Annotated in this window: 13 protein-coding genes; 8 read left to right on the top strand and 5 right to left on the bottom strand. The window is 68.3% G+C overall.

Going from position 1 to position 13,960, the window contains the following annotated elements:
* Positions 1–197: 197 nt before the first annotated feature.
* From VC184_RS09895 to VC184_RS09885, 3 genes are all read right to left on the bottom strand, one after another.
* Positions 198–1,364, bottom strand: coding sequence for a DUF697 domain-containing protein (locus VC184_RS09895; RefSeq protein WP_323985998.1), 1,167 nt, complete (start codon positions 1,362–1,364; stop codon positions 198–200).
* Positions 1,365–1,541: 177 nt separating this feature from the next.
* Positions 1,542–1,988 (bottom strand): HTH domain-containing protein, encoded by a 447-nt coding sequence (locus VC184_RS09890; protein WP_323985997.1) that lies wholly within the window; start codon positions 1,986–1,988, stop codon positions 1,542–1,544.
* 80 nt (positions 1,989–2,068) lie between these two features.
* Positions 2,069–2,665 carry a hypothetical protein gene (locus VC184_RS09885; RefSeq protein ID WP_323985995.1) on the bottom strand — a complete coding sequence of 199 codons (597 nt, stop codon included), beginning with the start codon at positions 2,663–2,665 and terminating at the stop codon, positions 2,069–2,071.
* Between the two features lie 199 nt (positions 2,666–2,864).
* Here VC184_RS09885 and VC184_RS09880 point away from each other — a divergent pair, with 199 nt between their 5' ends.
* From VC184_RS09880 to VC184_RS09850, 7 genes are all read left to right on the top strand, one after another.
* Positions 2,865–3,356: an RNA polymerase sigma factor gene (locus VC184_RS09880; protein ID WP_323985994.1), complete on the top strand. Its 492-nt coding sequence runs from the start codon at positions 2,865–2,867 to the stop codon at positions 3,354–3,356.
* A gap of 183 nt (positions 3,357–3,539) precedes the next feature.
* Complete coding sequence (locus tag VC184_RS09875; RefSeq protein ID WP_323985993.1) at positions 3,540–3,767, top strand: RNA-binding S4 domain-containing protein; 228 nt, start codon at positions 3,540–3,542, stop codon at positions 3,765–3,767.
* Between the two features lie 50 nt (positions 3,768–3,817).
* Positions 3,818–5,461 carry a ribosomal protection-like ABC-F family protein gene (abc-f, locus tag VC184_RS09870; protein WP_323985991.1) on the top strand — a complete coding sequence of 548 codons (1,644 nt, stop codon included), beginning with the start codon at positions 3,818–3,820 and terminating at the stop codon, positions 5,459–5,461.
* A gap of 76 nt (positions 5,462–5,537) precedes the next feature.
* A complete protein-coding gene (locus VC184_RS09865; RefSeq protein ID WP_323985989.1) occupies positions 5,538–5,756 on the top strand; it encodes a hypothetical protein in 219 nt (72 codons plus the stop codon).
* 9 nt (positions 5,757–5,765) lie between these two features.
* Positions 5,766–6,173, top strand: coding sequence for a hypothetical protein (locus VC184_RS09860; RefSeq protein ID WP_323985987.1), 408 nt, complete (start codon positions 5,766–5,768; stop codon positions 6,171–6,173).
* Positions 6,174–6,239: 66 nt separating this feature from the next.
* Positions 6,240–6,485: a helix-turn-helix domain-containing protein gene (locus VC184_RS09855; protein ID WP_064954960.1), complete on the top strand. Its 246-nt coding sequence runs from the start codon at positions 6,240–6,242 to the stop codon at positions 6,483–6,485.
* Positions 6,482–7,471, top strand: coding sequence for an SRPBCC family protein (locus tag VC184_RS09850; protein ID WP_323985985.1), 990 nt, complete (start codon positions 6,482–6,484; stop codon positions 7,469–7,471). Before VC184_RS09855 ends, VC184_RS09850 begins: the two co-directional genes overlap by 4 nt.
* Positions 7,472–7,480: 9 nt before the next feature.
* Here the strand turns inward: VC184_RS09850 and VC184_RS09845 are convergent, their stop codons facing one another.
* Positions 7,481–9,751 carry a beta-galactosidase gene (locus tag VC184_RS09845; protein WP_323985983.1) on the bottom strand — a complete coding sequence of 757 codons (2,271 nt, stop codon included), beginning with the start codon at positions 9,749–9,751 and terminating at the stop codon, positions 7,481–7,483.
* A gap of 74 nt (positions 9,752–9,825) precedes the next feature.
* A complete protein-coding gene (locus tag VC184_RS09840) occupies positions 9,826–10,734 on the bottom strand; it encodes an AraC family transcriptional regulator (protein WP_323985981.1) in 909 nt (302 codons plus the stop codon).
* Between the two features lie 106 nt (positions 10,735–10,840).
* Between VC184_RS09840 and VC184_RS09835 the strand changes: the two genes are divergently transcribed.
* Positions 10,841–13,837, top strand: coding sequence for a DUF5107 domain-containing protein (locus VC184_RS09835; RefSeq protein WP_323985980.1), 2,997 nt, complete (start codon positions 10,841–10,843; stop codon positions 13,835–13,837).
* Positions 13,838–13,960 lie beyond the last annotated feature (123 nt).

Here is a 13,960-nt window from a genome sequence, read left to right as displayed (position 1 = left end):
ACGCCAACACTCCGCAGGTTCTCGCGCGCGCTATTCCCCGAGCAGATCAGAGGCCGACGACTGGGAGCGTACCGAGCTGGCTGACGTTCGATGACGAGCCGTACCGACTGTCTCGTGACAGTCCGTATACGTGGCTGGGTGACTTCCTCGATCTGTGACGCGGGCGACACGCATCGCCTTTGCCCAGGTGCAGTGCTTCAGCGCTTCAGCACGCGCCGCTCCGCGATCTTCCGCAGGACTTCGAGCAATCCGGGCGCGTAGTCGCCCCACGAATCGGTGACCTTCGAGACGTCGATCTTGCCGGTGTGCACGTTTTCGCACAGCCGCAGCCAGGCCTCCCCGGTCGCGGCAGTCAGGGCGAAGGCGACTCCCGCGTTGATGACGCTCCCGGCGCCGGGGATGAGCTTGAGGAAGCTCCGCGCCAGCGCCTGTCCGCTGATTTGGACGCCGAGCTGAGCGAGGGCGCCGGCCGACATCATCGTGGTGAGCTCGAGGTCGTAGATCGCCGCGATCCGGCCCATCATCGCGAGCTGGATCGGCGCGAGGACCATCGCGTCGGCAACCGGAACGGGAACCGCCGCCGCTCCCGCTGCGGCGCCTGCGGCTCCGGTGATGACGGGGCGTGCGAGTTCTCGCTTCCACGGGAGGTTGAGTCTTTGAGCGATGCGAAAGGCGTCTTTCTCGTTGTCCGGCGAGAGGGTCAGGGTCTCCGCCACGAGTTCACCGAGGCCGTGCCCCTTGCCCTTCCCGTGCTTGCCAGTGGTGGAGGTGAGGATGACGCGCTCGATCGGGATGTGGATCGGCCGCCCCTCCGCGTCCACGGGCTCTTCGAGCCACTCCTGAAATTCGGTCACGTCATCGGGGGCGCTTCGCTTGCCGGTCACTGGGTTCTTGATCCAGTCGACTTTGGTGAGCACGAGGATGACGGGAAGCCCTGCCTTGTCGAGCTCACGGATCATGTCGATGTCGGGCTGAGTGAGCCGCGGCAGCTGCGACAGCACGCAGTACCAGACGACGGAGACCTGCTCGATGGCGGGACGCTCCGAGATCGTGCGGAGGTGACCCCGCAGGATGTCTGGCGGGGGAGCGGCGGACCCGATCTCGAACCCTTCGATGTCCCAGATGCCGAGCGCCGAGTCGTTGTAGTACTTCACGCCGCGTGTGACGGGCAGTCCTTTGCCAACCTTGGCGAGGTCGCGTCCAAACACCGCGTTGACGAGCGAGGACTTGCCGACGCCCGTGCCGCCGATGACGGCGAGGTTGAAGCGCCCGTATCTTGATCGCGCATCCGAGCTCGCCTCCGCGAACGCACGCTCGTCTGACTCGGACGCCGTCGTCGTCTTCTTCTCACGCTTGTCCCTCACAGGTCGATCATCCCTCGTCCTGCCCCTGTGTAGCGCCCGTCCGACATCGACATTGAAACGAGCGGTGTCAGGCCTCTCCTCAAGCTCGGGCGTGATGAGTCTAGAACTCTGCGAGGCAACCGAGTGCGTCGTTCGCGCGCAGATCGGCTATCGCGAAGCGCCCGGCTGCCGAGCTCGTTATGGACGCGCGCGCTCGATCGCGTTGGTGAGGTATGAGAGCCTCAAGGCCAGCGCGTACTTCCGTTCGGCGGGTAGCGAGCTCGGGTCGCGAAGCGCCACGGCGAGGTCCGCGGAGTCGAGCTGCGCGAGCAGTGCGATGTTCTCGAGAGTGAGATGGAATTGCGTCGTCAGTCCTTCGAGGATCGCCTGCAGACGCTCGTCGTCGTCGATGTCGAAACCCTGAAGGATCTGCGACGCGAGGACGGACAACCTGGTCGCCTCGTCTGCGGAGAGCGGCTGAAGAGTCGTCGTGACACCGTAGGTGTCCTTTCCAGAGCCGGTGAGGAAAGCTTGAAGCGTCGCGGCCGGCGTCTGGGTGATGGCCTCGAGAGCCGTCTCGGAAATGCGTCCATCAGCGACGGCACGGCTGAGTTCCTCGGCGGTATTGAACATTTGAGCGGCCACGGTCAACTCCTTCGATCGGCATGGGCAGAGCGACGGTGGCGGGAGGAGGCAGGCTCATCCCGCCACCGGTGCCTCGGATTTTATCCCGTGTATGTGTAGAGCGTGTAGTTCGGGACAACGGTGGCAACCGGCACCCCCGCGAGGAATGCCGTACCGGTCAACACTCCGGAATACCGATGACCGCGCAGACGGCTAGTCGGCACCGAACCGGAGAATCCGGACACGATAGTCGTGCCGCCCGAAAGGCCATGACTCACGTCGGTGACACTGAACGAACCGGTGAAAGACGTCGCCGGAATCGACATAGCGATGCTGTAGTGAAAGCTGCCACCCGAACCGGTCACCGTCAGCGTGCCCGCGTCGCCCGGGTACACCGCGTCGGGCGTCATCTGGCCCGGCACCGAGGGCGAGGCGACTCGCTGCAAGGCGAATGTCGCTGTTTCACCCTCTCGGAGCGCGTACGCTCTCCCGTCGACTTCCAGCAGATACTCCGCTGCGCCGAAGCGTTCGCTCGCGTTCGCAGCGGATGCCGTTGTGCCGAGCGAGAAGAATCCGATCAGCATGACCAGGATCACACCGATCGAACGCCTGCCGCGGGCCCCGCGCTGCAAAGCCATCCATCTAGCGCTATTCGCCCTAGATCCCGGTGCAGTCGGCTCTTGCGTTGCCGTGCTCATGATCTTTCCCTCCAGATGGATTAATCGTCGATGCCGGCTCAGAATGCAGCCGATCGCTTTGTACTGTTTGGTCGCCTGGAGGTTCCTGACAGCATGTGCTCGACGCGGCCCGCCGAGCCGTTGCTTCCAAGGGATCGAGAAGTCAAGTGTCAGGTTTGGCATCTTCGGCAAACTGCTTGTAGGGGTGCAGGGAGGTCACATGCCACAGGCGTTCGCTGCTCTTTACGAGGCCCACTCTCGAGTCGTCGAACACTACATCCGTCTGCGCGTCGACGACGTGGACTTAGCGCAGGATTTGACGGCGGATACGTTCACCATCGCATGGGAGAAGTACTCCACCGGCACTGCGATCACCAGGGGATGGCTCCTGAAGACGGCTCGGAATCTCATCGGTAACGAGTACCAACGACGAGCGCGCGTCAGGGAGCGAACGCAACGCTTGATCGCAGAGCAACTCGTTGTAGCGCAACACGAGATCGATGACCTAGCGGACGTGGAGTTGAAGGCCGCGATAGCGCGGCTGCGGCCAGCTGATGCGCTTGTATTGAAGCTCACCTACTGGTGCGGTTTGCCCGCCGCTGAGGCCGCGGAGTTCCTCGGCTGCACAACGGTCTCGTACTGGCAACGTCTAGCGCGTGCTCGTGCAGCCCTACGTGCAGAACTCGGGGCGCCCGGGACGACCATCCTCTAGTCGTGAACTCGGACCGGCGCCCGAGTGCACAGTCCCGTGGTGACCTCGCGCCGCGTCAAAGGAGACGCTGGCGCGCCCGGCGGAGGAAAGGGGAGGTCATTCGCGGGTGATCTCTCCTAAGCGCGGATCCGACGCCGACCCGCCCCGCGACGGCCAGGGGGAGCGCTCGGCTAGCATTTCCGCATGGCCAAAGCACCCCGGATCACCGACGTCTCTATCGGGAGCGACGGCATCCGTCTCGGCCAGTTCATGAAGTTCGCCGGCCTGCTCGACTCGGGCGGCGACGTGAAGGAAGCCATCATCGACGGCTTCGTCACGGTGAACGGCGAAGTTGACCGTCGCCGCGGGCGTCAGTTGCAGCCGGGTGACGTCGTCACCTTTGACGGGCGTTCCGTTCGCGTCCAGCCGTAACGGCGCGAGGCCGCGTCGGCCCAGCCACCGCCAGATGGAAGAATCGTCCGGTGACCGCAACTCTCGTCGCTCAGGGCCTCGCCGGCGGATACGGCCACCGCACACTCTTCGACGGCGTCGATCTCACCGTCAGTCCGGGTGACGTCGTCGGTGTCGTCGGAGCGAACGGTGCCGGCAAGTCGACGCTCCTCCGCATCCTCGCTGGACGAGACGCGCCCCAGGCGGGCACCGTCAGCCTCGCTCCAGCCGACGCTTTCGTGGGCTGGCTGCCGCAGGAGCATGAGCGCGTCGAGGGTGAGACCGTCGCCGCGTACATCGCCCGCCGCACGGGGTGCGCGGAGGCGACGGCCGAGATGGATGCCGCGGCATCCGACCTCGGCGATCCCTCGGTCCCCGGCGCCGACGACCGGTACGCCACGGCCCTGGAACGCTGGCTCGCGAGCGGCGCCGCCGACCTCGACGAGCGCCTGCCGATCGTGCTCGCCGACCTCGGGCTCGAGCTCGACGCCGACGGCACCCACATGACATCTCTTTCGGGCGGTCAGGCAGCGCGCGTCGGACTCGCCGCGCTGCTGCTCTCGCGCTTCGACATCGTGCTGCTCGACGAGCCGACGAACGACCTCGACCTCGACGGGCTCGAGCGACTCGAAGCGTTCGTGCGCGGCCTGCGCGGGGGAGTCGTGCTGGTCAGCCACGACCGTGAGTTCCTCGCGCGCAGCGTCACCCGCGTGCTCGAGCTCGACCTCGCGCAGAACTCCCATCGCATCTACGGCGGCGGCTACGACGCCTACCTCGAAGAGCGGGCGACTGTGCGGCGTCATGCGCGCGAGAAGTACGACGAGTTCGCGGGCAAGAAGGCCGACCTCGTCGCTCGGGCCCGTGTGCAGCGCGAGTGGTCGAGCCAGGGCGTCCGTAACGCGATGAAGAAGAATCCCGACAACGACAAGATCCGCCGCAAGGCCGCGACGGAGTCGAGCGAGAAGCAGGCGCAGAAGGTGCGCCAGATGGAGAGCCGCATCGCCCGGCTCGAAGAGGTCGAGGAGCCCCGCAAGGAGTGGCAGCTCGAATTCACGATCGGTGCTGCGCCGCGGTCGAGTTCCGTCGTCTCGACGCTCAACGGCGCGGTCGTCCGGCAGGGGGCGTTCACGCTCGGACCGGTCTCGCTGCAGGTCAACGCCGGCGACCGTATCGGCATCACCGGGCCGAACGGTGCGGGCAAGTCGACGCTGCTGCGCACGATCCTCGGTCGGCAGGCTCCCGACGAGGGATCGGCCGGACTCGGGTCGAGCGTGAGAATCGGCGAGATCGACCAGGCCCGCTCGCTGCTCGTGGGCTCACGTCCACTGGCCGACGCGTTCGAGGCTCTCGTGCCCGAGATGGCGTCGGGGGAGGTCCGGACGCTGCTCGCGAAGTTCGGTCTCAAGGCCGATCACGTGCTGCGCCCGGTCGATGAGCTGTCGCCGGGGGAGCGCACGCGCGCCGGTCTCGCCCTGCTGCAGGCGCGGGGCGTGAACGTCCTGGTGCTCGACGAGCCGACCAACCACCTCGACCTGCCCGCGATCGAGCAGCTCGAACAGGCGATCGAGTCGTACGACGGCACGCTGCTGCTCGTCACCCACGACCGGCGGATGCTGGATGCCGTGAGCACCAACCGCCGCTGGCACGTCGAGGGTGGCCGCGTCACCGAGGCCTGAGAGCACTGCGTCAGGCGCACGGCTGGACGCCCTCCTAGACCACAGCGCAGACTGTGATCATCGAGAGGAGAACCTCATGCAAGGTGCAGATCCCTTCCGTGCCTATTACGTGACAGTCATCGCGGTCGCGGTCTTGAGCATCGGCGTCGGCATCTTCGGCGGAGGTCTGACCCAGCAGTACGTGATGGTGTTCTTCATGCAACTCCTCGTGGCCGCGCTGCTGGCCGCCTGGTATGTGAGCATCAAGAAGCGCGTCACCGCCAACGACGATTCCGCCGAAACCTCCAGCCGATAAGGTGCGGGCATGCGATCGCCGATGAAAGCACTGCTCGTGGCCGCACCGATCCTGCTGCTTGCCGGCTGCTCGGCAGGCGATCTGCCCGAGTTCGCGACCGAGCAGACCGACCGCGACGTCGTCGCCGACGAGCGGGCGATCGAGGGCATTGCGTCTGACACGACGCGCTTCGTCGGCGAGGTGGACGGGGTCGAGCTGTTCCTCGCGAAGAGCCAGGACGACGAGATCTGCCTCATCCAGCTCCGCGACGGTGGCTTCGAGAACAAGGCATGCTCCTCGGGAGGCGGACTCGGGACGATCATCACGGGAGGGCCTGCCATCGAGGTCGGCGACTTCCGCTACCTGCCGGATGCCGAGGGCCGCCCGGGTCGAGAGCAGATCAGTGACAGCGTCGTCATCATCCGCGGTGGGTTGTAGCCTGGCGCATCCCTCGGTTGGCAACCAAGGTTGACAAGGAGCTCTTCAGCAACCTAGGTTGCTTATATGGAATCCACCCAGATCGCCGGCGTCGCCGCTGACACGCGTGATCCACGTGCGGGTCTGCGCGCGATCGCGTCGCTGCGCTCTCTCACCGAGCGCCTCGAGCTGGCGCAGGTCGAGGCGGGGCTGCGCGCGGGCATGAGCTGGCAAGAGATCGCCGACGCGCTCGGCGTCTCTCGCCAGGCCGTGCACAAGAAGTACGCCAAACGGATCGACCCGACCATCGACGTCCCGAGGAGAACCCGATGAGCAAGCTGACGGTCGCGACCGCGACGATGTACGAGCTGTCCCTTGCCGGGGCCGAAGAAGCATCCCGCCTCGGCGAGCAGAGCGGTGACATCGACCACTTGCTGCTGGCACTGACGATCAACGAGCAGGTCGCCGGTCAGGTGTTGCGTGCGCTCGGCGTCGACCTCGAGCGCACTCGCGCGGCGGTCGAGCAGCAGCACGCCGATCAACTGGCTTCGCTCGGCGTGCAGGCCGCGGCGCCCGGCCCGGGGCGCATCACCTTCCACGAGCGCGGCGACTTCGACTGGAACGACCGCGCCCTCGAGGTACTGCGCCGCGCGGCCAAGGGGGGCAAGCGCGGCGACGCCGCTGCGGTGCTGCGCGAACTGCTCGCCGAGGGCAGCGGGCTGATCGAGGCGATCCTCGAGCGGCTCGACACGACGGCGCACCACGTGCGTGAGCTCCTCGACCAGGCTGAGCAGTACCCGTCGCCGCCGAGCGGGGCCGTCGACGGTCGATCGCTGTCAGGGGCGGGCGCAGCTCACGTGGCCGCACCCGTCGCGCACGTGTGGGCGCTCGTGAGTGACCCGACGCGGATGCCGGAATGGGACCTCGCATTCGGCCGGGTCAGCGATGTGCCCGACGAGGTGGAGGCGCGGTCGGTATGGACCGCACACGCGCTCGAGACCGCGCCCAACGGCAAACCGCAGCGGGTCCGGCCCGATCGTCAGCGTGCTCGGGTCGAGCTCGTGGGGTTCGAGCCGATGACCATGATCGAGTGGACGACGACCTGGCCCGACTCGGCCACGTCGAACACGCGCCGCACGCGCATCGAACTCGAACCCGCCGCCGGCGGCACCCACCTGCGCATCTCCCAGGCCTGGGAACGTACCGGCTCGCGTCGCGGCATCCCGCTGCTGCGCTGGCTCATGCGGCCCCTCTACACCTTCGCGATCTGGCTGCAGATCTCGCAACTGGGCGCCTCGATCGGACGCGCGTTCCGCTGAGCGTGCCGCTCAGCTTCCGAGCGGCACCACGACCCGCGGCGCGCGCACATGCCTCACCGACGCGATCTCTGCGCGGCCCGCAACGCGATCGCCCCGCACCCGACTGTCGACGAAGAAGTCGGTGTCACCGTTCCACGGCAGGATCTCGATGCGCAGGGGGCGCCCGGCGAGCTGCAACACCGCGAGATCCAGCTCCCACGTGCGGCCGTACCAGAACTGGTCGGCGACGAGCTCGTCGCCGACGTAGGCGCGCGCGACATCGCCGAACCAGGTGAGGCGCAGCACGTTCGCGGCATCCTCCTCGTAGGCGAGTGCAGACGTCTCGATCTCGAAGACCGCCGCCTGTTCCCATTCCGCTTCGAGGGGCGCGCTGAAGCGGTTCGCGGTGCCGCCCCGCCGGAGCTCGGGAGCGCCTGAAGCCCCGCGGACGGACCGCACCGCCACCGGTGCGTCGCCGTCGACGGGCGCCAGCGCTCGTCGCGAGAACACTCCGGCACGCTCGGCACCCTCGAGCGCCGGGATCGTCAGGATGTCGGCGGCGCTGCTCCAACGCTCGAGGAGAAGACCGTCGGGCGTGAACGTGAGACCGCCGTCCCACAGCGCCACGACACGCCGACCGTCCACCTCGCCGGCCCAGACCTGTGCGCTCGAATCGGGGTCGAGGATGACCAACCGGGTGGAGCCGACCGTGATCACGCAGTCCGGCCCGGGCGTCGTCGGCACCCAGCGGGCACCCTGCGGCGTCTCGATCTCGTGAACGCCCGAGACGGCGGCATCACCGTCGATACGCAGGTCGAGCTCGACGCCGATGCCCGCGGTCGTCCCGAACACCACGACAAGACCCTCAGCGGTGTCGATCTGCGTGATCGGCTGCACGGTTCCCGACAGCGCGGCGACGTCGCCGTAGGGTTGCGCGACCGGCCAGAACGCTGCGGCCCCGGCCGGCACGTCGGTAGGCGACGCAGGCAACACCGTGCCGTCCGGAAGAGTCAGCTGCACGTCTGAGAGGGCCGGGAGCGCGGCGGCGGCCGGCTGATGGTTGTTGATGAACACGTACCCGCGGCCGTCGGCGACCCGGACGGCCGAGCGGACACCGGCATCCTCGATGTCGGTGAAGACAGCCGGCAGTTCCAACAACTCCGCTCCCCACTCCTGCAGGAACAGGTGCTGGGTGCGCAGCAGGTGGTAGTGCGGCCGAAGCGTGCCCGCTGCTCCGATGGGTGCGAAGAAGTCGTAGTCCTTGCGCGGCAGGTCGTTCGGATACGCCGTCGCCTGCGACTCCTGCATCCCGCTCAGCCGCCCGTTGACCTGCGTCGTGCCGTGGTAGACGTAGTAGCCCTGCCACGCCGAACGGCTGCCCAGCTTGGTCAGCGCAAGCGCGGCGATGTCGGCGGAGTCGACGTGGGGGCGGCGGTGGTAGGCGACGGCCATGCCGCCGCCGAGTTCGCACGTGATGAACGGATACCGATGGTCGTCGCGACCGTCGGTCTCGGGGGCGTTGCGCACGTCGGCGCCGACGCTCAGGTCGTCGCGCACGTCGCTGAAGATGAAGTGCATCCGCGAGAACGCGGGCAGCTCGACATCCGATTCCTCCCAGAAGCCGTCGGAGTAACCGGCGTAGACCGAGATGAGCTCGTCCTGCGGAACCTGGGCGCCGCCCCACCCCGTGGCGACCCAGAACGGCGCGGTCATACCCACCGATTCGGCGAGCCGTCGCAACGTGGCGAGGTGCTCGGGCTGGTCGTAGAGCTCGTTGTCGACCTGCACCGCGATGATCGGCGCGTTGGGAGCATCATCCGATCGGAACTGTCCCCGCAACTGACGCTCGATATCGGCGTACCAGTCCTCGACGAGGTCGAGATAGGCGGGGTCGTTCGTGCGATGCCGCACCGGCAGGGCCTGGAGCCAATCGGGGAAGCCGCCGTTGCGGGCCTCGCCGTGAGCCCAGGGGCCGATCCGCATGACGACGTTCATCCCGACGCGTCCGGCGGTCTCCACGAACCGGCGCACGTCGAGGTGGCCCGCCCAGCTGCGCTCGCCGCGGATCTCTTCGTGGAGGATCCAGATGAGGTAGGTCGCGACGGTGTCGATGCCGCCGGCCTTCATCTTGCGCAGCTCGTGCTCCCAGCGCTCGGGGACGTCGCGGCTGAAGTGGTACTCGCCCATGACGGGGAACCAGCGCTCGCCGCCCCGGATGAGCGATGTCGCATCGATCTCGAGGCCGGCACCGCCCTGACGCGTGACGGGGGCTGCGGAGGTGGAGCGGGAGATCGTGGGCATGCGATCGACGATACGGGCGCCGCGCCGGTGCACATCAGCACAATGCGCGCGCTGACATGGACGTTCCTGCGGTGTCAGCCCTTGTGCTGTGCGCGGTAGGTCGTGGGGTTGACGCCGTGCACCCGGCGGAAGTGACGCGAGAAGTACAGCGGATCGGCGTAGCCGACAGCGGTGGCGACGTCGGCGATCGGAAGCTCGGTGGTGTCGAGCAGCTCGCGGGCGCGCGCCATCTTGACGCCGGTATGGAAGGCGCCCGGTCCGCCGCCCGTCGCCCGGCGGAACAGCGCGCTGAGATGCGAGGGTGACATGCCCACGAGGTCGGCGAGCTCGGCGACCTGGATCGACCCGTCCACGCGGGCCTCGAGGTAGCGCATCGCCCGCTCGAGCGGCGAGCCATCGGCCGGCAGCACGCTGTCGGCCTCGATGCGCGTCAGCAGATGCCACGCGAGACCGGATGCCGAGAGCAGGTGCGCTTGCGAGAGGCGGCGCTCCAGCAGTGAGACGATCTCGTCGAAGAGCGCCGACACCCGGTCGACCGATCGCAGACGCGTCAGCGGGCGAGGGGCGCCGAGCATCGAGGACGACAGCTCCGCGACATCTGAACCGCGCAGGTGCATCCACCAGATCGTCCATGGGTCGGTGTGGGAAGCCTGATAGACGTGCGATCGATGCGGCGGGATGATCACGCAGGCGCCGCGGGTGAGCGCGTGCTCCTGTCCATCGATCGACACGGTGCCGGAACCGGAGACGCAGAGGATGATGATCGTCTCACTGGCGCCGTGCGCACGGACGCGGCGGTGCCCGGCAGCGGCGGGGAAGTAGCCCGCATCCGTCACCGTGAGGCGACGTGTTCCCGGCCGATCGAGGGCGATGTCGACCTGCGGACGCGGAACGACCACGAGGCGCTGATTCTCGAACCCATCGATCCGGTCGTGCGGCCGGATGCGTGGCTGATCCTGGGCCTGGTTCGCTGATTCGTCCATGTATGTCCTCGTTCTCACCATATTCCCATCGCGGCGGCGCGCATAGCGTTGCCCCAGGCGTCACCGACGTCGCCCCCTCCGCCACGCCGAAACGGAAAGGTCAGCGATGACCCTTCATCACCCCGCACCGTCCGATCCCCGCCCCGCCGGCGGCCCCGAGAAGCTCGTGCTGCCCGAGGGCGACGCCGACCTCGCGTCGGACATCGCCGCCGGCCGTGCGGTGGCGTGGAGCGAGTCGGTCGAGATCCTGACCTACGAGGCGGGTACGCCGAGCCCGTACCCGATGTTCCTCGATCAACGCGTCTATCAGGGGTCCCGCGGCACCGTGTACCCGCTCCCATTCACCGAGTCCGTCGCCGACGAGCCGGTGCGCCGTTCGTGGCAGGCGGTGCACCTCGAGAACGCGTACGTGCGCGTCATGGTGCTCCCGGAGCTCGGCGGACGCATCCACATCGGGTTCGACAAGACGACCGGATACGACTTCTTCTACCGCAACAACGTCATCAAGCCCGCGCTCGTCGGGCTCGCCGGCCCGTGGATCAGCGGGGGAGTCGAGTTCAACTGGCCGCAGCACCACCGGCCGGCGACCTACCTGCCCGTCGAGACCGTCATCGAGCATGACCCCGACGGCTCGGCCACGGTCTGGTGTCACGACCACGACCCCTTCGCGCGGATGTCGGCGCAGCACGGCATCCGTCTGCGGCCGGACAGCTCGGTCGTCGAGCTCGTCGTGCGGCTGCACAACCGGACCAAGGAGCGGCAGACGTTCCTCTGGTGGGCGAATGTCGCCGCGCGTGTCGGCGACGACTACCAATCGTTCTTCCCCGAGGACGTGCGCTACGTCGCCGATCACGCCCGTCGCGCGCTGACGGCGTTCCCGGAAGCGGATCGTCCCTACTACGGCGTCGACTACCCCGAGCGGGCGGCAGCTGAGCCCGGGACCGACCGCATCGACTGGTACCGCAACATCCCGGTGCCGACGTCTTACATGATCGTCGACTCGAACGAGGACTTCTTCGGCGGATACGACCACGGTGCCGGCGCCGGCTTCGTGCACTGGGCCGAGCGCCGCGTCTCGCCGGGCAAGAAGCAGTGGACGTGGGGCGATGCGCCGTTCGGCCACGCCTGGGATGCCCAGCTGACCGACGACGACGGCCCCTACGTCGAGCTCATGGCCGGGGTCTACACCGACAATCAGCCCGATTTCAGCTGGCTCCTGCCGGGCGAGACGAAGACCTTCACGCAGTACTGGTACCCGATCCCCGCGATCGGACCGGCGTCTCAGGCCACCCCGGATGCCGCCGTGCACGTCGACCGCAGCGACACCGGCATCCGCGCCGCCGTCGCCGTCACGCGACCGCAGCGTGGCGCAACGCTGCGCATCATGTCGGGCGCTGACGTCATCGCCGGGCGCACCGTCGATCTCCGTCCCGGCGACGTCGCGGAGCTGTCGGCCGATGCGCCCGGTGAGACGGATGCGGGCGACCTGCGGGTCGAGCTGACCGACGCCACGGGTCGCCTCCTCGTTCGATGGGCGCCGGTCGCGGTCGCCGACGACGAGCCGTGGGTGGCCGAGGAGCCTCCGCTCGCCGAGCAGATCGACTCGGTCGACGAGCTCTATCTCACGGGTCTGCACCTCAGCCAGTACCGCCACCCGACCCGCTCCCCGCTGCCGTACTGGAACGCGGCGTTGCGCATCGATCCGGGAGACGTGCGCACGAACCTCGCAGTCGCCGACCTCGACTACCGGGCCGGACGCTACGACGCGGCTCTCGAGCGGGTCGAGCGCGCGCTGACCCGACTGACCCGGCGCAACGCGAACCCGATGGATGCCGAGGCCTTCTATCTCCATGGCCTCGTGCTGCAGCGCCTCGGGCGCCGCTGCGAGGCGGAGCGCGCCTTCGGCAAGGCCGCCTGGGACGGCACCTGGGCCGCTGCGGCCGGCTTCGCGCTCGCGCAGTCGCTCGCGGAGCGCGCGCAGCACCGCGCAGCTTTCCGCGTGCTCGACGAGCTCGACCAGGTCGCCGGGCACGATGCGCGCCGTGCCGCCCTGCGCGTCATCCTGCTCCGTCGCGCCGGCGACGAGGATGCGGCCGCCGCGGTGCTGACCGCCGCCCGGGCGCTCGACCCGCTCGACGCGTGGCTGCGTATTCTCGACGGCGCAGACGTGGCAGATCCCGGCATCCTGCTGGATGTCGCCCTCGATCTCCGCGACAGCGGCGAACGCGACGCGGCCGCCGCGCTCTTCGACCGGGTCGCCGACGCTGATCCCGGGCTCGCCGCGAACCTCTGTGCCGTCGCCTCGTACATGGCGGCGCAGCTCGCCGACACGAGCGGCGCCCCCGCGCGCGCTGCCGCCGAGCGCGCCCGCGCTCGTCGCTCCGACCTCACCCGAGCATTCCCGGCCGGTCTGGACGCCGCCGACGCGCTGACGGCGGCTCTCGAGGCCGACCCCGACGATGCCGTGGCGCATCACCTGCTCGGCACGCTCCTCTACGCGCACCATCGCCGGACCGAAGCGAGCGCGCACTTCGCGCGCGCCCTCGAGCTGGGCGACGCGACTCCCGTGCTTCTGCGCAACGCCGGCCTCGCCGCGTACAACATCGACGCCGACGATGAGCGCGCCTGGCTGCTCTACGAACGGGCGGTCGAGGCCGCGCCGGGCGATGCCCGCCTGCTCTTCGAGCGCGATCAGCTCGCGACTCGACTCGGGCACAGCACGGGTGAGCGTCTCGCGCGCCTGCGCCCGCTCGAGCATGTCGTGCTCGGACGCGACGACCTGACGATCGCCTACGTGACGCTGCTCGTCGCCGAGGGTGACGCGAAAACGGCGTACGAGATCCTGACCACGCGATCGTTCCATCCCTGGGAGGGCGGAGAAGGGTTGGCGATCGCCGCCTGGGACGCCGTTCACGACGCCCTCGGGATGCCGCCGGCCGAGCCCCCCGCGACGCTCGGCGAAGCGCGCAGCCCGTACACGGCACCGGTCGCGCGACACGACGACGGGGTCACCGACTACTTCGCCACGAGCCTTCCCGAACTGCTGCTCTTCGTCCGAGAGCCGGCATCCGACCACCGTCACGATGCGTCGTTTCGTCCATGAATGCCAGCGATTCGCCCATCGTTCGAGGACCGGGTCCGACCTAGCCTGAGGCGCAGGTTCGATGTCGAACCGAAACCGCACCACACCCGGCGATGTCGATTCCCGGTCCTGTCGCACGCACCA

The organism is Microbacterium plantarum (genome assembly GCF_035231185.1).
Lineage (GTDB): Bacteria > Actinomycetota > Actinomycetes > Actinomycetales > Microbacteriaceae > Microbacterium > Microbacterium plantarum.
Note: the sequence above shows the minus strand (reverse complement) of the source record. Positions and strands in the feature narration are given on the sequence as shown.